The organism is Streptomyces sp. XY431 (genome assembly GCF_001279805.1).
GTDB lineage: Bacteria > Actinomycetota > Actinomycetes > Streptomycetales > Streptomycetaceae > Kitasatospora > Kitasatospora purpeofusca.
Map to the genome: position 1 here is coordinate 36,624 of NZ_LGDO01000501.1, position 25,505 is coordinate 62,128.

General features: G+C 75.4%; 16 protein-coding genes. 6 read left to right on the plus strand and 10 right to left on the minus strand.

All coding sequences use genetic code 11. The features are described 5' to 3' along the window. Positions 1-84 precede the first annotated feature (84 nt). Positions 85-1,176, minus strand: coding sequence for an ABC transporter substrate-binding protein (locus ADK60_RS35950; RefSeq protein WP_079008981.1), 1,092 nt, complete (start codon positions 1,174-1,176; stop codon positions 85-87). A gap of 192 nt (positions 1,177-1,368) precedes the next feature. Here ADK60_RS35950 and ADK60_RS35955 point away from each other — a divergent pair, with 192 nt between their 5' ends. Then, the gene (locus ADK60_RS35955) at positions 1,369-2,166 is read left to right on the plus strand and encodes a helical backbone metal receptor (protein WP_502687475.1); all 798 of its coding nucleotides are present in this window, start codon (positions 1,369-1,371) and stop codon (positions 2,164-2,166) included. A 118-nt stretch (positions 2,167-2,284) separates the two neighbouring features. Here the strand turns inward: ADK60_RS35955 and ADK60_RS45315 are convergent, their stop codons facing one another. From ADK60_RS45315 to ADK60_RS41285, 4 genes are all read right to left on the minus strand, one after another. Then, complete coding sequence (locus tag ADK60_RS45315) at positions 2,285-2,425, minus strand: hypothetical protein (RefSeq protein ID WP_159400717.1); 141 nt, start codon at positions 2,423-2,425, stop codon at positions 2,285-2,287. Continuing rightward, positions 2,388-4,499 carry a hypothetical protein gene (locus ADK60_RS47940; protein ID WP_159400718.1) on the minus strand — a complete coding sequence of 704 codons (2,112 nt, stop codon included), beginning with the start codon at positions 4,497-4,499 and terminating at the stop codon, positions 2,388-2,390. Before ADK60_RS47940 ends, ADK60_RS45315 begins: the two co-directional genes overlap by 38 nt. 262 nt (positions 4,500-4,761) lie before the next feature. Then, entirely contained in the window at positions 4,762-6,279 is a 1,518-nt protein-coding gene (locus ADK60_RS35965) for a lipase maturation factor family protein (protein WP_079008985.1), read from the minus strand. 380 nt (positions 6,280-6,659) lie between these two features. Beyond that, entirely contained in the window at positions 6,660-7,724 is a 1,065-nt protein-coding gene (locus ADK60_RS41285) for a GAF domain-containing protein (protein WP_063772565.1), read from the minus strand. 559 nt (positions 7,725-8,283) lie between these two features. Here ADK60_RS41285 and ADK60_RS35975 point away from each other — a divergent pair. The 5 genes from ADK60_RS35975 to ADK60_RS35995 all read left to right on the plus strand — a co-directional run bounded on the left by ADK60_RS35975 (position 8,284) and on the right by ADK60_RS35995 (position 13,748). Beyond that, positions 8,284-9,555, plus strand: coding sequence for an acyl-CoA dehydrogenase family protein (locus tag ADK60_RS35975; protein ID WP_045943032.1), 1,272 nt, complete (start codon positions 8,284-8,286; stop codon positions 9,553-9,555). A 378-nt stretch (positions 9,556-9,933) separates the two neighbouring features. Next, positions 9,934-12,240: a sensor histidine kinase gene (locus ADK60_RS35980; RefSeq protein ID WP_053651042.1), complete on the plus strand. Its 2,307-nt coding sequence runs from the start codon at positions 9,934-9,936 to the stop codon at positions 12,238-12,240. Beyond that, a complete protein-coding gene (locus ADK60_RS35985; RefSeq protein WP_045943028.1) occupies positions 12,240-12,671 on the plus strand; it encodes a roadblock/LC7 domain-containing protein in 432 nt (143 codons plus the stop codon). The genes ADK60_RS35980 and ADK60_RS35985 overlap by 1 nt, the downstream gene beginning before the upstream one ends. After that, positions 12,668-13,048, plus strand: a complete 381-nt coding sequence (locus ADK60_RS35990; protein ID WP_030391835.1) for a DUF742 domain-containing protein — start codon at positions 12,668-12,670, stop codon at positions 13,046-13,048. The genes ADK60_RS35985 and ADK60_RS35990 overlap by 4 nt, the downstream gene beginning before the upstream one ends. A gap of 127 nt (positions 13,049-13,175) precedes the next feature. Continuing rightward, the gene (locus ADK60_RS35995; protein WP_030391834.1) at positions 13,176-13,748 is read left to right on the plus strand and encodes a GTP-binding protein; all 573 of its coding nucleotides are present in this window, start codon (positions 13,176-13,178) and stop codon (positions 13,746-13,748) included. Between the two features lie 54 nt (positions 13,749-13,802). Here the strand turns inward: ADK60_RS35995 and ADK60_RS36000 are convergent, their stop codons facing one another. The 5 genes from ADK60_RS36000 to ADK60_RS36020 all read right to left on the minus strand — a co-directional run. Further along, on the minus strand, positions 13,803-14,270 hold the full coding sequence (locus tag ADK60_RS36000) for a MarR family winged helix-turn-helix transcriptional regulator (protein ID WP_045943029.1): 468 nt from the start codon (positions 14,268-14,270) through the stop codon (positions 13,803-13,805). A 159-nt stretch (positions 14,271-14,429) separates the two neighbouring features. Continuing rightward, positions 14,430-16,397: a hypothetical protein gene (locus ADK60_RS36005; protein ID WP_053651043.1), complete on the minus strand. Its 1,968-nt coding sequence runs from the start codon at positions 16,395-16,397 to the stop codon at positions 14,430-14,432. Further along, positions 16,394-20,128, minus strand: a complete 3,735-nt coding sequence (locus tag ADK60_RS36010; protein ID WP_079008982.1) for a DUF5682 family protein — start codon at positions 20,126-20,128, stop codon at positions 16,394-16,396. The genes ADK60_RS36005 and ADK60_RS36010 overlap by 4 nt, the downstream gene beginning before the upstream one ends. 105 nt (positions 20,129-20,233) lie before the next feature. Then, complete coding sequence (locus ADK60_RS36015; protein WP_053651044.1) at positions 20,234-21,415, minus strand: ATP-binding protein; 1,182 nt, start codon at positions 21,413-21,415, stop codon at positions 20,234-20,236. Further along, the coding region (locus tag ADK60_RS36020; RefSeq protein ID WP_053651045.1) for a hypothetical protein at positions 21,412-25,505 on the minus strand (4,094 nt) is incomplete at its 5' end. The genes ADK60_RS36020 and ADK60_RS36015, both read right to left, overlap by 4 nt.

A 25,505-nucleotide genomic window follows, 5' to 3' on the forward strand; every position in this document is an offset into this window, starting at 1 on the left:
CCGGGGGCCGGGGGCGGCCGCGTCGGCGTCGGCGTCGGGGACAGCCTCTTTGCCGTCCGTGGCGGTGGCGGCGCGGGGCACGGCCTACTGCCCGTTCTTGACGAGCGTCGGGTGGACGGTCGCGGCGATCTGCCGCACGGTGTCGGCGTTGCGGATCCCGGCGATCGTGGTGACCTCGGAGCCGATCCGCAGGAAGTGCCCCTCCTGCACGGCCTTGAGCCCCTGCGTCGCCGGGAAGCCCTTGAGGAACGCCTCGGCCTCGTCGAAGGCCTTGCGGTTGGCGTCCTCGCTGCCCCGGTTGCGCACGGCGAGCTGGATCCAGTCCGGGTTCTTCGCCACCACGTCCTCCCAGGAGACGGGCCGGAAGTCGGCGTCGCAGTCGGAGAACACGTTGCGCGCGCCGGCCAGGGTGATCACCGCGTTGGCGATCTGCTTGCCGCAGACGGCCATCGGTTGCTTTGTACCGGCGTCGAAGTCGAAGAGGAAGTACCCGGGACGCTGCGCCTCCGGTACGCCCGCGGTGGCGTTCTTGACCTCGGTGATCTGCTTGTCCATCGCGGCGACCAGTTCCTCGGCGCGGGCCGCCGTCCCGGTGACCGCGCCCAGGCGGCGCACGTCCTCCGCCACCCCGGTCAGGTCGGTGCGCGGCCCGGACGCGGCCTTCGGACCGCTCGCGCAGGCCGTGGAGAGCAGCAGCACGTGCTGCATGCCGACCGCCTTGAGCTCCTCCTCGGTCGGCCCGGCACCGGCGGCGCCCATCATCGGCATCGGCCCGAAGGTGTCCACGTAGAGGTCGGCGCCGGAGCCGAGCAGCTTCTCCTTGGGGATCAGGGTGTCCCCGAGCACCGGCACCTTGGCGCCCTGCTCGGCCACGGCGGCCGGCAGGCTGCCCTTCCCGGGCGGGAAGCCCGTCCCGATGACCCGGTCACCGGCCCCGAGCTGGAGCAGCATCTCCAGACCGGCCGCGTCGGTGGTGACGATCCGCTGCGGCGCCCGGGAGACCGTCGTCTCCTTGCCCCCGCAGTCGGCCACCTTCACCGGAAACGCGCCGGCGGCGGACGCCTGTGCGCTCCCGCCGCCGTTCGTGGTGTCGCCGCTCCCGTCACCGCCGCTGGAACAGCCCGTGGCGAACAGGGCGACGGCTGCCGCGATACCGCAGAAGACGCGAGGGCGCATCAGTAACTCTCCTGGTCAATGGTCGTGCTCGGGTTCGTCCTGTGAACCCGGACCAGGTAGTCGGCCGCTGTGCCCTGCCGGTTCCCGGAACTTTGCCCTCCCGGCCACCGGAGCGACGGCTAGGGTGACTTGGTGAGCTTCCTTTCGACGGATGGGGCGCCGGGGGACGGTGCGGCGGTCGACGATCTTGGATTGGCCGTGCCGCTGCCCGGGGTCGGGACAGCCGACGGGGGCGGGGCGCTGCGGCGGCGGGTGGTGTCGCTGGTGCCCTCGCTCACCGAGGCCGTGGCCGCCACCGCGCCCGGGCTGCTGGTCGGCGTGACCGACTGGTGCAGCCACCCCGCCGGGCTCGATGTCCCCCGGATCGGCGGCACCAAGAACCCCGATCTGGCCCGGATCACCGCCCTCGCCCCGGACCTCGTGATCGCCAACGACGAGGAGAACCGCCGGCCCGACCTCGACGCGCTGCGGGCGGCCGGACTGCCGGTCTGGGTCACCGACATCCGCACCCTCGACCAGGCGTTCCGCTCACTGGACCGGCTGCTCACCGTCGGCTGCGGCCTGCCCCGCCCCGCCTGGCTGGACACCGCCGAGGCCGCCTGGGCCGAGGTCCTCCCCCTGCCCGGCCCCGCCCGCCGGGCGGTCGTGCCGATCTGGCGCCGCCCGTGGATGGTGCTGGGCCACGACACCTTCGCCGGCGACCTGCTGCACCGCCTCGGCCTGCACCTCCCGCACGCCGAGGACCCGGCCCGGCCGGAACGCTACCCCGCCGTCCCCCTGCCGGAGCTGCTGGCCGGCCGCCCCGACCTGGTCGTCCTGCCCGACGAGCCCTACCGGTTCACCGCCGAGGACGGCCCGGAAGCCTTCCCCGGTATCCCGGCCGCGCTGGTGAGCGGACGCCACCTCACCTGGTACGGGCCGTCACTGGCGGAGGCCCCGGCGGTCCTGGCGGAGCAGCTGCGCCGGGCCCGGCCCGCCGGGGCGGGGTAGGGCCGGGCGGCAACGACGACACGGCCCCGGCTGCGCGGTTCGTGGACCGTGCCTCCGGGGCCGTGGTGCTTCGGTGGTGCGGGTGCCGTCGTGCGGCTGTGCGGCCGGGCGGCCTGGGTCAGGCGCGGGCGGCGGTGACGGCGGCGCCCAGCGCCTCCTTGATGCGCGGGCCCAGTCGGGCGAAGCCCAGCTCCTTCATCGCCGCACGGAGCAGCTCCTCGTCACTCCGACCGGCGCCGTCCGCGTCGATCCAGCGCACGATCGCGAGCAGCTCCTCCGCCGAGTACGCGGTCACGGGCCGCCCCGGGGTGAACTCCGGCTTCGCCGGGGACGCGGCCGCTTCGGTCGCGGCCTCGGTCTCGGTCTCGGTCTCGGTCTCGGTCTCGGCGGCAGGCTCCTCGACGACGACGGCCGGTGCCTCCGCAGCCGGCTCGGCTTCGACAGCGGGCTCGCTCTCGACTGCCTCGACGACCTCGGCCTCGGCGACGACCGCCGCCTCGGGCTCGACCTCCGCCTCGACGGTCGGCTCGGGCTCGACGGCCGACTCCGCGACCTCCGCGACCTCCGCGACCTCCGCGACCTCCGCGACCTCCGCGACCTCCGCGACCTCCGCGACCTCCGCGACCTCCGCGACCTCCGCGACCGACCTCCGCGACCTCCGCGACCGGAGCCTCGTCCACGGCCTCGACGACCGGCTCCTCAGCCACGACCTCGGTGGTGACGGTCGACTCGGTCACGGCCGGCTCGACGTCGACCGGCGCCTCGGCGACCGGCTCGACCTCGACGGGGGCCTCCGTGACGGGCTCCTCCTCGACCTCGGCCTCGACCGTGGTCTCGGCGACAGCCTCGGGCTCGACCTCGGCAATCGGCTCAGGGGCCTTCTCCACCGAGATCGGCTCGACATCGGCCTCGATCTCCGGCGCGACCTCAACCGCAAGCTCGGGCTCGACCTCAGCCACGGGCTCCGGCTCGTCCACCGGCTCCACCTCGGCCTCGACCTCGGTGGCGGCGATGGTCTCCGCCTCCGGGGCGGAGGGCTGGGCCGGCGGGGCAGGGGTGGTGCCGAGGAGGTCGTCGGCGGCAGGCGAGGGGGCCGGGAGGGTGACGACGAGCGGCTGCTCCTCGACCGGGGCCTCGGCTTCCGGGCTGTCCGCCTCGGCCACGGGCTCGGCGGTGACGACCTCGGCCTCCGGGGCGTCGGTGTCCACCTCGATGTCAGCCTCGACGTCGACCTCAGCCTCGGCCTCGACCTCGGCCTCGGTGGCCACGTCGGCGGCCGCCTCGGTCTCCTCCGTACCCGTCACCTCGGCCGACTCCTCGGCCGACTCCTCGGCCGTCGTGTCGGCAGCCTCCTCGACCGGCGGCACCAGACCGTCGCGCTGCCCGCCGGCGAGGGCCTGGCGGGCGGCGAAGGCGGCCTCGGCGGCACGGCGGTCGGCGCGGGCGGCGGCCAGCTCGGTGAGGAGCTCGGCGAGGCCGGCCTCCTCCAGGGTGGCGCGCAGGCCGCGGACGGTGGGCAGCCGGTAGAGGGTGCCCTCGTCGGCGGCGAGGCGGTCGACCAGGTCGACGAGGTCCGGGAAGGACAGCGCGTCGAGGTCCTGGCCGGGCAGCAGGCGGGCGAGTTCGCGCACCCCGGTGTTGATCGCCTCGAAGGCCTGCGCCGTGCGGTGGACGAGGGCGGCGTCGGACGGCGCGGTGGGCAGGGTGCCGGCGGGCGCGAGGGCGGCCCAGGCCCGGCGCTCGACCGCGGCGGAGGCGAGTGCCTCGTGCAGGTCCTGGCCGCGGGGGCGGCCGGTGGTGACGGCGAGGGCGGTGGCCTGCTTGCGCAGCGAGCGACCGCGCAGCCAGGACAGCTTGACGCCGCGCTCGCGCCGCCAGGTCCGGTCGGCGGTGGCGGCGATCAGGGAGTCGAGGTCGGCGTCGTACGCGGCCGGGGCGAGCACGGTCGAGGTGCGGCGCAGGAGCTGGAGCATCTCGACGAGTACGGCGGTCTTGCCGACGGTGTCCGGCGCGTCGATCCGGACGTCGGCGGCGAGCGCGGTGACGTCGTCCCAGACCTGCTGGAGGTCGTGTCCGCGCAGTTCGGCGAGGACGGTGGACGCGGCGCGGGCGTCCTCGGGGGTGGCGACGGTGTCCAGCGCCGCGTACCAGGGATGGGTGTCGGCGGTGAGGGTGAAGGCACCGAGTTCGGCGTAGCGGCCGAGGTCCTCGCGGAGGTCGGTGTCGGTGGTGGTCGCGGCGGCCGTGGAGTCCGTGGCGGCCGTGGTGTCCTTGACGTCTGCGGAGCCGGCTGCGTCGGCCGCGTCGGCGTTGCGGGAGTGAAGCACTGTCATGTGAGGTCCGGTTCTGGGCGGCTGCGGCGGGGGCGTGGGCTGGCGGCGAGGGGGCGGCGGTCCGGGTGCGCGGTGCGGCCCCGGCGGGTGGGGCTGAGGGGGCGCGCGGTAGGGCTGCCGGTCGGAGGCCAAGAATACGGGTGCCCGTTCGAGCCATGCACGCACCCACCACTCCTCGGGGCGGTGTGGCGTGCCACAGCGCCCGGCCGGGCGCCACCCGGGAGGGCCGGCCGGGTGGTCCGCGTCACCGGTCGTCACCCGCTCACCACCCGTTCGGAGCACGCCGGGACCGGCCGTCCGGGTCCGTACCGGCCGCTCCGGCCCTGCCCGGGGCCGGTGGCGGATGGTGTCCGGCGCGGGCGAGGGCGGCGAGGTCGACCGGCGCGAGGTACTCGGTCAGCGGTGTGCGGTGCCACCAGGCGCGGGTCTGCCGCAGTTCGCGCCAATCGGTGAACCGGTAGCGGTGGAGGGTCGCCCGGACGTGGGTCGGCGGGGTGTCCGGGAAGGGGTTGTGCCGCAGCAGGCGCAGGGTGTCGGGGTCGTTGACGAGCAGCCGGGCGACGAACGGCAGGAACCACGGCCGGGCGTACCCGGTGGAGATGGCGGCGAACCACATCAGCCAGTCCAGCCGCAGGTGGTAGGGGGCGTACTGGCGCGGGAGGCGGCGGACGTCGCCGGGTTTGCCCTTGAACCCGTACTCCTTCCACACGGTGTGCCGGGTGACCACCGGCTCGTCCGTCCCTTCGAGCACGACCTCCTGCCGGGTGCGGCTGACGCTGCCGAACGCGCCGTAGGTGTTGACCAGGTGGAGGCGGTTGAAGGAACGGTTCATGACCTGGTGGGGCGAGACCATGTTGCGGACCGGCCAGTAGCTCAGGACGAGGACGGCGGCGGTGAGCGCCAGGGCCAGGGCCTCGAACCAGACCGGGGTGCCCGGGTAGGCGCGCGGGTGGACGGGCAGGCCGAGGCGGACCGGGTCGACGGCGGCCAGGGCGAGCGCGACGGTGAGCCAGTTGAGCCAGGCGAAGTTGCCGGAGGCGACCAGCCAGAGCTGGGTGGCGACGACGACGCAGGCGGCGAAGGTCGCGACGGGTTGCGGGAGGAGCAGGCAGACCGGGACGAGGAGTTGGGTCAGGTGGTTGGCGGCCGCCTCGACGCGGTGCAGCGGACCGGGCAGGTGGTGGAAGAACCAGCTGAGCGGACCGGGCATCGGCTGGGTCTCGTGGTGGTAGCGCAGGCAGGTCAGGTCGCGCCAGCAGCTGTCGCCGCGCAGTTTGATCAGTCCGGCGCCGAACTCGACCCGGAAGACCAGCCAGCGCAGCAGCCACAGGACGGGGGCGGGCGGGGCGGTGTCGGCGTTGCCGAGGAAGGTGGCCAGGAAACCCGCTTCCAGCAGCAGCGATTCCCACCCGAACGAGTACCAGGTCTGCCCGACGTTGACGATCGACAGGTAGAGGACCCACAGCACCGCCCAGCAGAGCATCGACACTCCGAGCGGGACGGCGTCGCCGAGGCCGCCGAGGAGGGCGGCGGAGAGCACGGCGCCGGTCAGGGCCGCGGCGGCGAAGAAGCGGTCGCTGTAGTGGAGGTGGAAGAGTCCGGGTGCCTGCCGGAACGGGACCCGGGCGGTGAAGCGGGGGACGGGGAGCATGCCGCGGCTGCCGATCAGGGCGCGGAACTGCCGGGCGGCGGCCAGGAAGGCGATCAGGTAGAGGGCGGCCAGCATCCGTTGCACGAGCAGTCTGCTGAGCCAGTACTCGGGGGCGGCGAACCACTGCATGCGGCCCATGCCTACCACCGGCGGCGGCCGCGGGGGCCGGTCCGGCGGGACGGCGGCGGGCGGTTCACCCGGACAGCAGCGCGGCGGGGAGCCTCTCCTCGGGGGTGAGAGGCGCCCCGCCGCGATGGGACGGCTCGCCGCGGTGGGCGGCCGTGCTGCGGTCCGACGCGCGGTCGGGGCGCGTTCGGGACCTGGGCGGAACCTGGTCGGGAGCTGGTCGAGCGTTCGGGAGCTGGGCGGGAGCTGGTCGAGCGGTCGGGACTGGGTCGGGGCGCGGTGCCGCCGCGGTGGCGGCCGGTGCTGCGCCGTACGGAACTCCGGTGGTGCGTACGCGGTCCGGGGGGGGTGACCCGCACGCGGTCGGGCCGGGCCGGTCGTGCTCAGCCCGGCAGGACGAGGCCGGTCTCCCCCGCGCCGAGGCCGGGGCGGCCGACCGGGGGGGTGCCGTTCTGCTGGAGGCGGTCCACCAGGAGGGCCGCGAGCGTGCCGAGTTCCTCCTCGGTGCGGGACTGCGCGGTGACGTCCATGCCGACCGTCAGCACGCCGGTGACCTGGCCGGTGCGGGCGGTGCGCAGCGGGGTGCAGGTGAAGCTGAAGATCTGCTGCCCGCGCTGGGCCTCGGGGCGCAGGGACTGGACCCGCACCTCGTTGAGGACGGTGGCGCGGCCGGTGTGGTACGCCTCGGAGACCGCCTGCTGGAGGCCGGCGGCGCCGAGTTGGGGGTAGGCCAGGCCGACGGCGCCGTACGCCGCCGGGGCGCCGAAGGTGTCGGCGTGCTGGGCGTTGGCGTAGCGGATCTCCTGGCCGGGGCCGTCGGTGAGCATGATCGGGAACGGCGAGCCGTCGAAGGCCGCGAACATCTCCTGCTGCTGGGCGAGCAGGTTGTCGCGCAGGCGGATCTCGGAGAGCAGGGCCTCGGCGAGGTGCTGGATGTCGCGCAGCCGTTCGCGGCCCCACTGGCGGGGTTCGCGGTCGAGCACGCAGACGGTGCCGATGACGGTGTTGGTGTCGTCGACGAGCGGGGCGCCGAGGTAGGCGCGGACGCCCAGTTCGTCGACGACCGGGTTCCCGGCGAACCGGGGGTAGGCGAGGATGTCGTCGAGCGCGAGGGGGGAACGCTGCGCGACGACGTGGGGGCAGAAGCCGTGACTCAGCGGCATCTCCCGGGTCGGAAGGTCGAAGGCGATGCCGCGATCGGCCCACGAGGAGCCTTCTTCGGCCACCGCATCGGTGGAGTTTGGCGGGATGTAGAGCCCCCGGAACATCTGCCGCTCGTCGTTGATGAAGTTGACCATCGCGATGGGGGCGCGGGTGATGCTGGCGGCCAGGTGGGCGAAGCGGTCGAAGGCCTCGTCCGCGGTGGGCTCGTTGAGGCCCAGGCTGCGCAGCCTGCGGGCCCTCTCGGACTCGCCGGCGGCACCCGGGAACTGGCCTTGAGTGCTCATCACATCAGTCATGGCGCACATGTAATCAGACATCCGGCGCCTTACGCGCTCCCGGGCCCTCCCCTTCCCCGCTGCTGATGCTCAGTCAAAGCCGCATGTCGGCGGCGAGGCGGCGGGCGGCCCACCTGCGGGCGGCGGAGGGCCGTCCGGCGGGCCGCCGCGCGGGAACGGGCCGGGAACGGCCGGGCGACCGGCACGGGAAGCGGCGGACAACCGGAACGGGTACCGACGGAAACCCCGGATCACAAAAGCGGGAGAGGTCACTTCCCCACCAGACGCCCCTTCAATCCCCGGTAGTCCGCGAACGGCCCGAATCACGCCAATCCAAGATCCACTGTAGAGCGCTTCCGACGCACATATGACAATGAGCCCTGCCGAAAAACGGCGGTCCCCAAGGGCAGCGTGGGCCACCGCCGGCACATCCGCACGCACCGGCTGCAACTCAGGGGCAACCGGCCGCCACCGTCACTCCCCCACCCCTCGGCGGCCGAAGCGGATCGGCTGCACGGACGGAGGCACATCCACCGAACCACCCGAACCGAGAGGACCTGGTATGGCGATGGACTACTTCACCGACGAGCGACACGAGAGCCTCCGAGTGGAGGTACGCGAGTTCGCGGAGAAGGAAGTACGCCCGCAGGTGGCCAGAATGGAGGCCGAGCGCCAGGTCGAATTCGAGCTCGCGCGGGAGATCGCCCGCCGTGGCTGGATCGGCGTCACCATCCCGCGCGAATTCGGCGGACTGGGACTGGGACACCTGGCCAAAACCGTGATCGTCGAGGAACTGTCGCGCGTCAGCGGCGCAATGGGGGCGATCGCCCAGGCCTCGCAGCTCGGGGTCGCCAAGGTCATCCACTTCGGCAGCGACACCCAGCGCCGCCACTGGCTGCCCAGGTTCGCCAACGGGACGGCGCTGCCCACGATCGCCGTCACCGAACCGGAGTCCGGCGGCCATGTGCTCGGGATGAGCGGCACCGCCCGGCGCGAGGGCGACGAGTACGTGCTCAACGGACGCAAGTGGTTCGTGGGCAACTCGCACATCGGCGACGTGCACGGCGTGGTGCTCCGCACCGGCGAGGGCAGCAAGGGGCTGTCCGCGTTCCTGGTGGAGAGCGACCGCCCGGGCTTCCGGACCGGCGAGCTGGGCTCGCAGAGCGGTCTGCACGGCTTCAGCTTCGGCGAACTCGTCTTCGAGGACTGCCGGATCCCGGTCGCCAACCGGCTCGGCCTGGAGAGCCAGGGCCTGGACGTGGCCTACTCGTCCTCGACCCTCTACGGGCGGCTGAACCTGGCGGCGGTCGCGCTCGGCATCCACCGGGCGATCGTCGAGGACACCGCGCGGTTCGCCGAGGAACGCATCATGTACGGCAAGCCGCTGTCCCAACTGCCCAACATCGCGTTGAAGCTGGGCGAGATGCAGTCCCGGCTGATGACCGCCAAGCTCGCCGCGTACCACGCCTCGCACCAGCTGGACCACGGCCGGCCGTGCGACGCCGAACTGATGAACGCCAAGCTGATCAACACCGAGTACGCGCTGGACTCGGCGCGCAACGCGATGGAGATCCACGCCGCCCGCGGCCTGCACGCCGATTTCCACATCGAGCGCTATCTGCGCGACGCCACCCACGTCTACCCGCCGGCCGGCACCTCGGACGTCCAGCGGCTGCGGCTCGGCCAGGTGGCCTCGGGCACCTACGGGAAGCAGTGGTCGGCCGAGCTCGCCCATCTCGCCAGTTGGGCGTGGACCGAGCTGGCCGAGCGCGAGGACGGGATGGAGGCGCAGGCGCAGGGCGCGACGGCAGCCGTGCTGCGGATGCCGCTGGCGGGCTGAGCCGGGCAGCGCCGGGACCTCCCCACGGGTGCTCTTGACACGTCCCTGACGGCTTTCCGGCGACCGGACCCCGGCCTCCGGAAAGCCGTCAGGCCCTCCCCGCACCTCCTCCGACCTGCCGGAACGACCCCCGGGACCGACCCCGAACGCCCCGGCCGCCCTGTCATCACCCGTTCACATATCGTCAGTTGATGTTGCCCAGAGGGCACCTGAGGCTGGTAGCGTGCCTGCAGTCGGCGGCCGTGCAGAATCCGTCCGGACGGTGACAAGGCGTCACCGGATCCGGCAACCCTCCGGGCACCGCCGGCCGTGGCGCCCCGCGACCGCGGTCGGACCGCACACGGACAACCGCCGTTCGGCCCTGCTACAAGGAATCAGATGCCAGGCATATCGGCCCCCCGGACGGGCCACCGCGCCGGCCGGTCCGGCTCCCTCCGCAGCTCGCTCCTCGCCCTCGCGGTGGTCCCCTGCCTCGGCCTCGCCGCCGCCTGGGGCTACGCCGCCTACCTGCTGCGCGACGCCGGGGAACGCACCGCCCTCTACGGCGGCACCGCCGTGGTCGCCGCCGTCCTCCTCTGGAGCCTGGTCCGCGGCCTGCGCGCCGCGCGCACCCTCCCGGGCCGGCTCGCCGACCTCCACGCCGAGACCCTGTCCCTCGCCCAGCAGGAGATCCCGCAGGTCGTCGGCCGGCTCCAGGCCGGCGAGTCGGTCCCGACCCCGCCCGCCTGGACTCCCTCCCGGCGGATCGGCGACGAGGTCCAGCAGACCGCCGACGGCCTCGCCGCCGTCCGGCAGGCCGCGGTCGCCGCGATCGTCCACCAGGCCCAGGGCCGCGAGGGGACGAAGAAGGTCTTCCTCAACATCGCCCGGCGCACCCAGATCCTGATCCACCGCCAGATCAGCATGCTCGACGCGCTGGAGCGCGAGCACGAGGAACCCGAGCTGCTGCGCGAACTGTTCGCGGTCGACCACCTCGCCACCCGGATGCGGCGCAACGCCGAGAACCTGGTCATCCTGGGCGGCGCCCTGCCCGCCCGGCGCTGGCGCAACGCCGTCCCGATGGTCAACGTGCTGCGCAGCGCCGTCTCCGAGACCGAGAACTACTCGCGCGTCGTCGTCCAGGGCGTACCCCGGGCCTCGCTCAGCGGCCAGGCCGTGGCCGACGTGATCCACCTCGTCGCCGAACTGATCGAGAACGGCACCACCTTCTCCCCGCCCTACACCCAGGTGCAGGTCTCCGCGCAGGAAGTGCCCAAGGGCCTGGCGGTGGAGGTCGAGGACCGCGGCCTCGGCATGGCCGAGGACGAGTACGAGCGGCTCAACGACTACCTGGCCAACCCGCCCGAGCTGGACGTCTCCGCGCTCGGCGACGACCTGCGGCTCGGCCTGTTCGTGGTCGCGCGGCTCGCCGCGCGGCACGACATCCAGGTCACCCTGCGGCCCTCGCCGTACGGCGGGACCAGGGCCGTGGTGCTGGTGCCCGCGCTGCTGCTGGAGCAGGCCGGGCAGCCGGCCGCCCTCCCCGGCCTGCCGTCCGGCGCCCGGGTCACCCGGACGCCCGTGCCCGACCTGCCGCCGGGCGGCGGGGCGGACGCGGACGCGGAGCTCGGCGAGATCGACCAGGAGCTGTCCGGCGCGCTCGCCGGGGTCCTGGGCGGGCTGCTGGGCACCCGGCCGGGGGCGGGGCAGGGACAGGAGTACGGGCAGGGAGAGGACTTCGGGCAGGGGCAGGAGTTCGGGCAGGCTTCGGGCGTCGGGCATTCGGTGGCCGGGCATTCGGTGGCCGGTGGGACCGAGGCCGCCGTGACGGAGGGGCTCCCGGCCCTAGGTGCGGCCCCGGCTCCGGCTTTCGCTCCGGTTCCGGCTCAGGCTCCGGCCCCCGTCGCGGACCCGGTCCCGTACGGTGACGACCCGACCGGAGTGCTCGGCGGTACCGCGGACCGGTTCGACGGCAGCGTGGTGATCGGCGAACTGCTCGCGCGCTACCCCCAGGGCGGCACCCGCGACGAGGACGACCCGACGGTCAACGCCGGCCTGTCGGTGGGCTCGTCGATCCCCGGTCTGCCGGGCGCCGTGGTGGTGGCCCGACCGGCCATGCCCCGGCCGTACGGCGAGCCGGAGGACGAGCCCGGCCCGGACGACGGGGCGGCGGTGGCCGGGGCCGGGGAGTCGGCGGCGGACGGCAGCGACGGGCCGACGGCCGCGTTCGCGGCGCTCGCAGCGGCGACGGCGGCCGCGGCGGCCTCCGCGGCGGCAACGGCACCCACGCACCAGCGCGCCGAGGAGACCACGCCGGAGCACGGCCCCGACGGCGAGCTGCGCACCCCGCGCGTGCTGCCGCAGCGGGTCCGCAACGCCAGCCTCGCCGAGCAGTTGCGCGAGGCCAACGCGCCGGGCACGGCATTCGGCCACCCCGGCGCGTACGGACGGCCCGGCGCACCCGCCCCCGCCCCGTACGCCCGCACCGGCCCGGCGGCTCCCGACGGGGCCGACGGCGTCGGCGGGACCGGCGGGAACGGCTCCTTCGGACCGTCCGCGGACGACCCCTCGCCGCAGCGCTCGCGGGCCACCATGGCCGCCATCCAGCGCGGCACCCGCACCGCCCGTGCGGCGACACCCGACGCGGACGCGCCGGCCGCGCCCGCTGCCCCGGCCGCACCTTCCGCAGCTAAGGAACAGCAGTGATGACGCAGTACACCGATACCCAGCGCGACCTCAACTGGCTGCTGGACCAGCTGGTGGCGCGGGTCCCGGAGACCCGGCACGCCATCGTCCTCTCCGAGGACGGCCTGCTGATCGGGCTCTCCCAGGGCCTGGACCGGGCCGACGCCGAGCACCTGTCGGCCGTGGCCTCCGGTCTGCAGAGCCTCGCCCGCGGCGCCGGCCACCGGTTCAACGGCGGGCGGGTCCGGCAGACCGTGATCGAGATGGACCAGCTGTTCCTGTTCGTCACGACCGCCGGCCAGGGTGCCCGGCTCGCCGTGCTCACCAGTGAGGCGGTCGACGCCGGGCTGATGGCCTACGAGATCAACATGCTGGTGAAGCAGGTCGGCCAGTACCTCACCGCGGCGCCGCGCAGCGACGCCGGCCAGCCGGGCGTGGGTGGCGGTGCGTGACCGTCGACGCCGACGAGGCCTGGTTCTTCGACAAGGACGCGGGCCATCTGGTCCGCCCTTACGCCATCACCAACGGGCGCACCGGACCGGTCCGTGACGGATTCGCGCTGATCACCCTGGTGGTCACCGCCGACCCGCGCACGGACACCAGCCGGTTGACGCCCGAACCGGCCGCGATCCTCGACCTCTGCCGCGAACGCCCGCTGGCGGTGGCCGAGATCGCGGCGACCATGGACCTCCCGGTGAGCGTGGTCAAGGTATTACTGGACGACCTCGCCGAGGCCAGGATGATCCTCACCCGGGCACCCGTCCAGCTCGCCGAGGCACCGGACATCGCGTTGATCCGGGCCGTGATCGAGGGTGTCCGGCGGCTCTGACCGGGTCGGGCCCGATCGGGACGGGCCTGTTCCGCCGCCCCTCCGTCCCTCCGCTTCGCAGCTCTTCCGCTTCGCAGCTCTTCCGACCTTTCGCTCTTCCGCTCAGTTCCCTTCCAGGAGACCAGACGTGACGACCCAGAGCCTGGTGCCGGGCGCGGTCAAGATCCTCGTGGCCGGCGGCTTCGGCGTCGGCAAGACCACCATGGTCGGCTCGGTCAGTGAGATCGAACCGCTCCAGACCGAGGAACGGATGACCCGGGCCAGCATCGGGGTCGACAGCCTCGACGGCGTCCAGGGCAAGTCGACGACCACCGTCGCGATGGACTTCGGCCGGATCACCGTCCGGCAGGACCTGGTGCTCTACCTGTTCGGCACCCCGGGGCAGTTCCGGTTCTGGTTCATGTGGGACGACCTGGCCCTCGGCGCACTCGGCGCGATCGTGCTGGCCGACACCCGCCGACTGGAGTCCAGCTTCGCCGCGGTCGACTTCTTCGAGCAGCGCGGCATCCCGTTCGCCATCGGCGTCAACTGCTTCCACGGGCGCCGCGACTGCACCCCCGACGACGTCCGGCGCGCGCTCGACCTCGACCCGGGTGTGCCGGTCGTGCTCTGCGACGTCCGGGAGCGCGCGTCCAGCAAGGAACTGCTGCTCGCCCTGCTCGACCGGGTCCACGAGGACGCGCTCAGCTCGCGGCGCTGAGCACCGTCCGTCCGGGCGGCCTGATGTCCGGGCGGCCGGTGCTCAGCGCCGTGCTCAGGAGCCGGCCGGGGAGGCGGGAGCCGGCTCCAGGTCGTGGAGCGCGCGCACCAGCGGCGCCAGTTCGGGGAGGTCGGCCGCCCCGGTGAGCGTCGCCTCCAGGGTCGCGTCGTGCAACGGCCGCGCCGCCCGCAGCAGTTCGCGGCCCTGCGCGGTCAGCTCGGTGTAGATGCCGCGCCGGTCGTCCGCGCACAGATAGCGGCCGAGCAGCCCGCGCTCCTCCAGCCGGCTCACCAGCCGGGTGGTGGCGCTGCTGCTCAGCGCCGCCGCGCGGGCCAGCTGCTGCATCCGCATGTGCCAGCCGTCCTGCCGCGACAGCGCCTCCAGGACCGTGTACTCGACCACGGAGAGGCGGTACTCGGCCTGCAGGGCCTTCTCCAGGGCCGAGTCGATCAGCCCGTGCAGCGCGGCGAGCGTGCGCCAGCCGCTGGCGCGGATCTCGGCGGCATCGTCCTGGATCCCCATGGCTCGCGTCTCCCTGCTCGGGTCATGTGCTCGTACGGTCCTGCGGGGTCCTGCCCCGGGCGGCCGGCCCCCTCCGGCAGGCCCCCGGCCGTTCGAACGTTCCGCTTCGTTCAAGTATGCCATTTGGCGCGGCATATCTGCTTGTGCAAATAGTTCTCCTTATAGCTGATTGCCGGGAGCCTCCTGGGACCAGGCGGTCGCACAGAGTGCCGAGGCCAACTCCTCCTCGTACCAGGCCGCCGCCAACCAGGCGGCCGCGAAGGCTTCGTGGTCGTCCGCGACCACCCGCCCGAAGACGTCGCGCCGCTGGTCCACCGCCGCCCCGAGCAGACCCTCCAGCAGCGATGCACCGGTGGCCAGCCCCGCCGACCGCAACCGGGCCCGGTCGCCGCGCGCCGCCCCGGTCCCCAGCGCCAGCACCGCCCGGCCGCCGGTCACCGTCTGTTCCACCCGGCGGGACAGCAGGTGCACCGGCGCGGTCGGCGGGAGCGGCCCCGCGGGCAGGGCCGTGAGCGGTGGAGCCGCGTCCCGGGGCGGGAGGGTCAGGTCCGCCGTCTGGAGCCGCTCCAGGCCGAGATTGACCCGACCGGCGCGATCGGCGGGCAGGGCGAGGGACGGGGGCCGGACGTCCTGAGGCCGGGGCTCCGGGGTTGGGGCCTCCGCGGGTCGGGTGGACGGGGGCTCGCCGACGGCCAGCAGGCGCAGCTCGGGGCGGGCCGAGCGCTCCAGGCGGCCGATCACCCGCAGTTGCAGGCCCGGGGCGGTCGCGAGCAGTGCGAGGTTGCCCCGGTGGGCGAGCCCCGGGTGGTCGTGCGCGGCACGCAGCGCCACCACCACTCCCCCGCAGTCCGCCAGCAAGCTCGGCTCCCCGCCCGGCCCGTACGGGACCGCCCCGAGCAGTGTCACGTCCAGGAACAGGAGTTCACCGCCGGGCGGCCGGACCTCCGGGGGCAGTGCGGCCGCGTCGAGCGCCCGTGCCACCTGGGCGGCCGGCGGCTCGGCCCAGAGCCGGGCCGCCGGCTCTGCCGTCCAGGCCGCCCCCGCCGCGCGCACCGCCCGGACCGAGGCGCCCGCCCCGAGCCTCCCGGCCGCCGACCTGGTCGCGCCCTGCACGGCCAGCCCGGCCCGGGTGAACTCGCGGTGGCTGAGCATCGCGTCGCCCAGCCGGACCGCCCGGTTGCCGGCTCCGACCGCCTGCGGCGCCGCCGCGGCGGCGTCGGTGTGCGGCATGATCTCGGCCATCGTGTGCAGGCCGCCGCCCGCGTCGACCGCCCAGGTGAGCACCCCCGCGTGGGTGGCCGTCAGCACCGGCTCGGAGAACAGTCCGTACAGCCGCAACCCGCCCGCAGGCGCGTACACCTGGCGGGCCGTCCCCCGCAGGGCGGCGACGCCCGGACCGGCAGTGTCCGCCGCCGCCGCGGCGGACAGGGCCGTGCTGAGCCCGAGCAGCTCGCGCAGGCCCGCCACCAGGTCGGCGAGGCGGTGGTCCGGCTCGCCCGACCGGGCCGCCCGGACCCGGGTGACCACCGCCACCGCAGCGGCCGCCGACCGGTGCAGCCCGGCCAGCCGGGCCCGGTGGGCCGCCCGCAACAGCTCCGCCTGGAGCACCGCGCCGGTACCGCCCACGCCCGCCGCGAGTGCGGCGGAGGCCACCCGGTGCAGCTGGTCGACGGCGGCGCGTTCGGCGGCGCCGAGCGTTCCGGCGGCCGGAGCGTCGTCCTGCGGACCTTCGGCGAGAGGGGCCGGGGCGGAGGTCGGGGGCTCGCTGTCGGCCGAAGCCGGTTCGGCCTGTGCTGCCGGCAATTCGCCGTCGGCCAGCGGGCAGACCGTGACCGCCGCCGCCCGGTGCACGCAGGCGGGCGCCAGCAGGCAACCGCAGCGCACATCACCCGAGGTGGCCACCACCCCGCCCGGTGCGTGCAGAACGAGCTCCGCCTCCTCGTCCACGGCGATCCGCCAGTCCTCGCCCGTCCGTTCCACCGGCCGCTCGGCCAGTTTGGCGGCGGCCCCGTCCAGGCGCTTCTGGAGGCGCGCCGACAGTCCGGCCACCACCTCGGCGACCACCTCCGGTCGCACCGCCGGCCACTGCACCCGCGTCCCCGTCACGTCCTGCACCGCTTCCGTCATCGGACCTTCTCCCCCACCCAGCGGGCCAGTTCGAGCGGGCTGAGCGCCGCCACCGGCATCCCGGCCGCGACCAGTCGGCTCGCGATCGCCTTCGAGTACCGGGCCGTGCCGGTGTCGTCCAGTGCGGCACAACCCAGCAGATGGCACCCGGAGTCGACCAGCGCCCGGGTCTGCGCGAGCAGCCCGCCCACCGGGCCGCCCTCCTCGAAGTCGCTGACCACCGCGATCAGCGTGCGGGACGGCACCGTCACCAGCTCCCGCGCGTACTTGAGCCCGGCGGCGATGTGGGTGCCGCCGCCGATCCGGACCTCCAGGAGCAGACCGAGCGGATCCGTCACCCGGTCGGTCAGGTCGACCACCTCGGTCGAGAAGGCGACGAAGTGCGTACTCAGCGAGGGCACCCCGGCCAGGATCGACGCGGTCAGTGCCGCCCAGACCGTGGACGACTCCATCGAGCCGGAGACGTCCACGACCAGGATCAGACGCCAGTCGGACGCCTGCTTGGCCCTGGTCCGGAACACCGGGCGCTCCGGCACGATCACCATGCGGCCCGGCTCGGTACCGATGTCGGTGCCGCTGCCGCCGCCGATCGAGGGGGCGGCGGGCCGGGCGGTCGCCAGGTTGGCGCGGATCGTGCGGTGCAGATCCAGGCCGCCACCGGGGCGCCGGCTCGGACGCGGCACGCTGATCCCGGTGAGGGCGGGGCGCAGCCTGGTCGCCAACTCCCGGCTCAACTCGTCGACCAGGCGCCGGACCAGCGGCCGCAGTCCGGCCAACCGGGCCTCGGGCAGGCCGCCCGCGTGCTCCAGGACGGTGCGCAACAGGTCGACCGACGGCCGGACGGCACCCGGGTCGATCGCCTCCAGGGCGTCGCCGCGCCCCTGGGCCACGGCCGCCGCCAGCACCTCCTCCCGGATGCCGGGCCCGAACAGGGCGGTCAGCTCCTCGGACCACTCGCGCACGCCCGGGTACGGCGCCTCGCGGCCGCCCCGGTTGCCGCCCGCCCCGCCCCGGCCGTCGAGACCGGGGCCGGAGCCCTCGCCGTGCCCCGTGCCGTAGAGCTCGTCGAGCGCGGACGCGAGCCGCGAGGCACGGCCGCCGAGGCGGCCGCTGCCCGGGCGGCCGAGGAGCAGCCGCCAGCGCTCGGCCGCGCCGAGGGCGTGGGTGCCGGACGGCTCGGGGACGGACACGGGCTCGGGGACGGGTGCCTTGTCGGTGGGTGCCGCCTGGGTAGGTGTCGGGAGGCTCGGTGGGAGCAGCCCCCGGCGGGCGAGCGCGGATCGGGCCGCGAGGTCGGCGCGGGACCAGTCGGCGAGCAGGGCGGGCGGCACCTCCTCCGGAAGCGCGTCCAGCCGGGCCCCCAGGCGCTCCTCGACGAGCGTCAGCAGCCGCTCCCGGGCCGCCGGGCTGAGCGTGTCGAACCCCCCGCGCAGCGCGGGCAGACGGTCCAGGAAGGCGTTGTCCGGGAGGGTGGCGATCCGCTCCAGCAGTGGTTCGAGCACCTCGGGGGCGGTGGAGAACAGCCCTTCGGCGGCCGTCAGCAGACCGACCAGCGACCGGCCCAGGGCCTGCCGGGCATCGGGGCCGGTGGCGCCGTCGACCCAGGAGGCGGCCCGGTCCCCGAAGACCGCCGGGACCTCCTGCCCGAGCAGCACCCGCACGGCACCGGCCGCACCGCGCACCAAGGGGCTCCCCCGGTCGGCGAGTTCGGCCAGTGCGTGGCGCAGCCGCAGACCGCCGGAGAGATCGGCCCGCCGGGCCAGCTCGACCAGCGCCCTGGCGTCGTCGGCCTCGTCCGATCCGCCCAGCCCCTCCAACTGCCGCACCGCCGCGACCGTCACCACCTCGGCGGCGGCGGCCAGCGCGGCCAGGAACGACGCCTCCGACCCGGGGCCGGAAAGGCTGGCGGGACTGGTGGGGTCGGGGGTGCCCGGGGCCGGGGTCGGGCGACGGGTGGCGGTGAGGCGGTCGAGGAGGGCGAGGGCGTCGAGGAGTTCGGGCAGGGTGCCGCTCTCCGGGAGCACGGCCGTGAGCTGGTCGAGGCGGGTGCCGGTGAGGGCCGGGAGGCCGCAGGCGTCGGCCTCGGCGAGGCCCTGGAGGACCTCGCGGGCGGTCGGGCCGTCGGCCTGCCGCTCCCGGCGCAGCCGCTCGCGCAGGGCTCCCTCGGCGGCCTGGGCCGGGGTGACGCCCTGGGTGCCGGCGACGGTGAGCATCGCGGCGACGGTCGGGGTCCAGCGGACCTGCCAGCGGGTGGTGAGGGTCTCGGTGCCGCCCGCGCCGGTGGACTCGACCGGTTCGGCGTAGGGGACACCGCAGGCGGTCAGCCGGTGGAGCAGGAGTTCGCGGCGGCGGTCGAGGGTCGAACGGAACGGGTCGAGGCGCAGCTCGCGCGGGGTGGGCTCGGCGGTGTCGCCCGGGCCGGGCAGGCCCAGCTCGGCGAGGAGTCGCTCGACGGCGGGGGCGAGGCCGCTGCGCGGGGCGGCCGGGGTCGGCGCGCCGGTGCGGGTGCCGACCAGGACCCGTTCCAGCGCGCGGGCCACCGCCCGGCCCCGGCCGAGCGGTTCGCCCTGGGCGAGGGCGCTCTGCACGGCCTCGACCAGTTCGCCCCGGCCGGGGGCCGCCAGGCCGCGCAGCCGGGCGAGGTCGCCGGCGAGGCGGACGATCTCGCGGGCGTCGGCCGGGCCGGAGGGGTGGTCCTGGCCGCGCAGGGCCTCGCAGATCCGCACGGCGGTGGTGACCAGCGCCTCGGCCAGCCGGTCCTGGTCCCCGGCGGCGTCGAGCACGGTGTGCTGCCACTCGGGGTCGCGGATGCCGGCCGGGTAGCCGGAGCGGGCGTCGAGCAGCGGGTAGGTGTAGGGGATCAGGGAGACGGCGTGGCGGCCGTCCGGGACCAGGTCGGGGGCGGGGTCGGGGTCGGGCCCGGGTGCCTTGGCGACGTCCGCCCCGGCCGGGAGGAGCGCGGGCGCGTGGAAGGCTCCGACTACGGCGGCCACGCGGCGTCCGCCCTCGGCCGCCTCCCGGATGCGCGCCCGCATCCAGGCCTCGCGCCGCAGGTCGTAGGGGTCGATGCCGGTGCCGTCCCGGGCGTCGCGGCGCAGCGCCCAGCCGACCAGCAGCGCGGCGCGGCGGACGGCCTCCGGGGTGGAGCCGGGGGCGGCGGTCTCGACCAGGCGGTCCCAGAGGTCCTCGTCGTCCTCGCGGCCGGTGAGGCGGCGGCGGAGGGCGTCGGCGACGCCGGGCCGGGGGTCGCCGGGGCCGGTGCGGTCCCGATCGGCATCCCGGCCGGCGTACCGGTCGCGGACGGCGAGGGGCAGGTCGCAGGCGACCGTCTCGACGCCGTGCCGCCGGGCCCAGCGCAGGGCGGCGAGTTCGGGCGAGAAGTCGGCGAACGGGTAGAAGGCGAGCCCACCGCCCTCGGCCGCGTCGTCCGGACGGTCGGCGGCGGGTGCGGCGGCGAGGGCGACCGGGGCCCGGGTGGCCTCGTCCGCGAGCAGGTCGAGCCAGGGCTGGAACTCGGTGGGCAGTTCGACCAGCAGGACATCGGGCCGGGCGGCGTCCAGCAGCGCGGGCACGACGACACTGAGCGAAGGGGCGTGGTGACGCACCCCGATCAGGAAGGGCCCGGGTGCGTCGAGGCCGGAGGCGGCCAGTCGGGCCGCCTCGGTCGCGACCGCCCCTCGCGGGTCGTCGTGGCCGAGCCCCGCCCCGCCGGGCGGCACCGCGCTGCTCATGTGTTCACCTCTCGGTGGAAGTTCGGGGAGGGGGAAGGGTGGAGGGGGATGTGCGGGGCCGGGGGCCGGCCCGCTGCCCTGGTGACGGCGGGCCGGCCGGACGGCCTAGTGCTCCAGGGCCGAGCGCAGCTCCCACAGGGTGCGCCAGGTGGCGGCGCCCTGTTCGGCGCGGCGGCGGACCGGGCCGTCCCAGTAGCCGAGCAGCCGGGCGGCGTCGGCCGGGTCGTCCTTGCGGACGACGCCGATCAGCTGGCCGGGGAGCCGGCCGAGCAGGTCGCCGCCGTCGGGCAGGTACGCGGCGCCGACCCCGAGCGCGGTGGCCACCGAGACCGCTTCGGCGGTGCTCATCACGGTGGACGGGCGTTCGACGTCCCAACCCTCGGTGGAGCGGCCGGTCCGCAGGTCGCGGAAGGCCGTGACGAGAGCTTCCAGTACCGCGTCGTCGACCGCGAAGGCGGCCCCGGCCCGGGCGACGGCCGCGGTGGACTGGCGGCGGACCAGCTCGACCTCGGCCGCCAGGCTGCCGATCGGCCCGACCGTCTCGAAGTTGAACCGGCGCTTGAGCGCGGCGGACATCTCGCTGACGCCCTTGTCGCGCAGGTTGGCGGTGGCGATCAGGGTGAAGCCGGGGGCGGCGTGCAGCTGGCCGTCCGGGGTGCCGGCCAGCTCGGGGACGGCGATCCGCCGCTCGGAGAGCAGCGAGACCAGGGCGTCCTGGACCTCCGGGAGGCAGCGGGTGACCTCCTCGACCCGGGCGACCGCGCCGGTGGTCATCGCGCTGAGCACCGGAGAGGGCACCAGGGCCTCGCGGCTGGGGCCCTTGGCCAGCAGCAGGGCGTAGTTCCAGCCGTACTTGAGCTGGTCCTCGGTGGTGCCGGCGGTGCCCTGGACGGTGAGCGCGCTGGTGCCGCAGACGGCGGCGGCGAGGAGCTCGGAGAGCATCGACTTGGCGGTGCCGGGCTCGCCGACGAGCAGCAGGCCGCGCTCCCCGGCGAGGGTGACGACGCAGCGTTCGACGAGGGCCCGCTCGCCGACGAACTTCTGCTCGATCGCCAGGCTCTTGCGCCCGGCCTTGAGCTTCTCGCCGCCGCTGCCCATCACGAAGGTGACGACGGCGCGCGGGGTGAGCCGCCAGCCGGGCGGGCGCGGGCCGGAGTCGTGCGCGGCGAGGAACTCCAGTTCGGCGGCGAACCGCTCCTCCGGCGGGACGACCTGCCGGGCCGCCGTACCGGTACTGGTGGTGGAAGTACTGCTGGTGGAGGTGCTGGTCGTGGTCGTGGTGGTCATCGGCGGGCCTTCCTGCGCTTGCCGGTCCGGAGCTCTTCGAAGCCGGGGGCGTCCCCGTCGGTGACGCGCTGCCAGGCCCGGGCGAACAGCTCCGGGACGGCGCACCGGGGCAGCACGTCGTGGTGGGTGGGGAGATCGTAGAGGGCGGCCTTCCAGGTCTCGACGGGCAGGCCGGGGGCCTTGGCCTCCTGCCAGCCGCCGGGGAGGAAGAGGGTGCGCCCGGCGCGGGCCCGCTTGGCCTCCATGACCAGGCCGGAGCCGAGGAGTTCGGCGCGCGCCTTCTTCAGCCGGGCCGGCTTCCAGCCCGTCCAGCGCGCGACCTGGCGGTCGGTCGGGTCGGGCAGGGCGAGCAGCTGGAGGTAGAGGACGGCGGCGTCCTCGCCGAGCTCGTGGGTCTTGGCGACCTCGGTGACCAGCTCGGGCACCGTGAGCAGCGGGTGCTGGGCCCAGACCTCGGCCCCTTCGACGGGAACACCGGCGGCGTCGGGGAGCTCCGGCAGGACGACCAGTCGGTCCAGCTCCCCGCTCAGGAGCGCCGTGAGCACCGTCCGCTGACGGGACAGCCAGTAGCTGTCGCCCAGGCCGGCCAGCTGGTCCAGCGCCTGGTCCTGCGCCCCGTCCAGGCCGGCCGGGCGCCACCAGATCTGCTCCGCCTCGTCCTGGGTGGGCGAGAGCACCAGGGCCCCGCCGCAGCGGACCAGACCGTCCGCGTCGGCGCCGCCCTCGGCGGGCAGGCCGAAGCGGGCGCGCAGCACGGCGGCCAGCGGCTCGCCCTTGCCGTTGCGGCGCAGCTCGTAGGAGAGCAGCAGTTCCGGGTCGGCCAGGCGGGTGTGCAGGGCCCGGACGGCGGGTGCGAGCGAGTCGCGCAGCGGACTGTTCCAGGGCAGCCGGTAGGCGAGCCAGGCGATCGCGTCGGCGGCCTGGGGCAGGGTGTTCTGGTCGGGCAGGGCCTGCGGGTCGTCGGCCTGGAGGACGGGTGTGGCCGACTCCCCCTGGGGGCGCACCCGTTGGCGGGTGGTGCGGCTCAGCCACGGGGTGGTCGCGTAGTTGAGGATCTCCTCGACCTTCTGGATGCTGGTGCCGCTGACGGTGGCCTGCTCCGCCTCGGGCAGGGTGACCAGCCGGCCGAGGCGGGCCGTCCAGCGCGCGGCGCCGGCGGCGCTGTCCGGGCCGGTGCTCCAGAGCTCCTCCGGGTCGGCGGGCAGCAGGGCGGACCAGACCTCGCCGAGGGCGTCGCGTTCGCACCCGCGCAGCCAGCCGCGGGCGGCCTTGGCCTCGCCGGACTTGAGGCCGTACTCCTTGAGCGCCTCGGGGGGCAGCGGCGCGCCGTACCAGTGGATCAGCGCCTCGGTGGGGCTGAACAGCAGCGTGGAGCGGACGGCGCCGATACCGGTGCGCGCGCCGAAGTCGGCGGCGCGGTCGGCGCGGTGGGTCATCGCGCCGTGCTCGCGGAGCAGGGCGGTGAAGCGGGCGACCCAGGCCGCGTCGACGGTCTCCTCGGTGCCGCGCTCCTCGGCGGTGCCGAAGTGGGCGACCGCGCCGAAGACGCCGCTCGGGTCGTGGTCGACGGCGAGCCAGTGCGCCTTGTCCTCACGGTGGTGGCTGCAGGCGAGGACGACGACGGTGCGGTCGCCGTGCCGCCAGACCTGGCCGGCCCGCCGCTCGTGCTTGCCCTCCTTGGCGTTCGGGTCGGTCAGCGGCTCGGTGAGGACGACCTCGCGCAGGGTGGCGCCCCGGTCGGCGAGCGGCCCGGCGGTGAGCTCGGTGAGCAGCAGGGCGAGCGAGTCGCGCTGCTCGGCGGAGGTGAGCGGGGCGGCGGCCGCGTAGGCGAGGGTGCCGAGCCGGCCGAGCGTCTGCAGCCAGCCGTGGTGGTCGTCGTCGCCGTGCAGCGCGATCCGGTGCGGGGTGCTCCAGCCTTCGCCCTCGGCCGCGGGGGGCTCGGCGAGGACGGCGGTGACGGCCCTGAGGTTGTTGAGGACGCGGTAGTTGGCGCTGCGGTCCCAGGAGCGGCCGTAGCCGCCGACGCCGGGCAGCAGCAGGGCGACGGCCTGGCTGAGCTCGTAGTCGGTGCCGTGCTCGGGCCGGTAGGTGAACTCGGCGGCACCGGAGCCGCCGGTGGCGCGGCCGTCGTCCTCGGGCTGCGGGAGGTAGCGGGCGATCCGGTCGAGCAGGTCGGCGGCGGTGCGGGCGAGGCCGGTGACGCCGGCCAGCAGCAGCCGGTGGGTGACGCCGGGCAGGACGCCGGCGACGGCGTCGACCGGCAGCCGCTCCTCGGCCTTGTCGCCGCTGACGACCGGGCGGCGCACGCCCTGGACGGTGATCCAGCGCTGCCGGGCGGCGGGGACGGGCTCGGCGTCGGCCGGCCAGGCGGCGTCGATGAGCCGGGCGGCCTGCTCGCGGCCGACGGCACGCAGCTCGGCCGAGCCCTGCTCGTCGCGCGGGCGCAGGACGTGCCAGTGGCCGAGCGGCAGGACGAGGGCGGTGCCGGCGCCGGCGAGGCCGCCGGGGCGGCCGGGTTCGAAGTCGGCGGTGAAGCCGGCCGGGTCGGCGGTGACGGTACCCTCCGCCGGGGAGTCCGCGGCGGGCAGGCCGAGGGCCAGGTGGCGCCCGTGGCCCTCCTGCAGCATCGGCCGCCCGCCGCCGGGCAGGGTGAGCCGGCCGAGCGGGTACAGCGAGCGGCCGCCGCGGGTGTTGTCGACGACGAGCCTGGTGCCGTCGGCGGTGACGGTGGTGGTCCGGTTGCCGTCGGTCCGGAGCCAGCTGCCGAGGACGGTGCCGTCGGTGCCGAGCGGGGTGGCCTCCAGGCCGGGCTGGAACGGCAGCAGCCAGGTGCGGTGGACGTCGAGGCGGCCCGCCGCGGCGCTCGCGGCGATCAGGGGCGGCTCGGCGGTGCGGCCCGCGGTGCCGGTGGCGGCGTCGAGTTCCTCCAGGACGACGCTGCCGGAGCGCCGGTGGGCCGTCCAGTGGCCGGTGCCGTCGCCGAGGACGCGGCTCTGGGCGGGCAGCACGGTGTCGCCGACGTGCAGTGGCCGGTGGCCGCCGGTGCGGCCGCCGCCGGGCAGCGGCAGGGTGGGCGTCTCGATGTCGCCGCCGCCGTAGTAGTGGGCGATCCGCTCGCCGCCGAGTTCGAAGACCTCGGCGGGGCGGCCGGACCAGTAGGCCCGCTGCTTGCCCTCGTGGGCCCAGGCGACCAGGAGTTCGCCGTCGACGAAGCGGAAGCGGGGGCGGTGCCAGCTGTCGAGCTTGTCGGGGATGCGCAGGGTGTGTTCGAGCAGGATGCCCTGCGGGCCGGCCACCACGACCTGGTTACCGCGGGCGAGCACCAGGTGCGGCCAGGCCTCCTCCAGCAGCAGCCCCTCGGGGAGGTTGCGGCCGCTGCCGACGCCGGGGGTGTCGCCGGCCTCGATGCCGAGCCGGGCGAGCGCCTCCTCCAGGGCGGGCCAGCCGAGTTCGTCGAGGATGCCGCCGCGCAGGGCGTCGGCGAGCAGCCCGGTCACGTCGAGTTCGGCGATCCGTTGGGCGGCGGCCGGGTTCTCGTCGCGGATGGCGGTGCGGTGGGTGCTCAGCTCGCGCAGGATGCCGTTCGCGCTCTCCAGGCCGCGGGCGGCCGTCAGCTCGTCGGCGCGGGCGTCGGACCACTCGACGAAGAGCTCGCGCAGGACCGGGCGGGCGGCGAGGCGGCGGCTGTCGACGGTGTCCCAGACGGCCGGGACGGCGGCGCGCAGCGCGGGCCGGAAGCGGGGGTCGGCGGCGAGGGCGGTGAGGGTGCGGCCGTCGGTGTCGGAGGCGCCGACCCAGTCCTGGAGGACGAAGCTGTGGCCCTCGGCCGGGTCGGCGACCGGGACGCCCTCGGTGAGCAGCAGGTCGAGGAGTTCGAGCTGGGTGGCACTGCGGCGCACCCCGGTGAAGAGGTCGACCGGCACGGCCTCGGCGCGCAGCCGGTCGAGCATCCGGTGGGCCAGCGCGACGGTCTCGGTGCTGAGGCCGAGGGTGCGCCAGCCCCGGCCGAGGTGGTTGGTCCAGCGCTGAAGCCAGGCGGCGGCCGGCTCGGCCGCCGACGCCCCGGCGGGCAGATCGGCGGGCGGGTCGG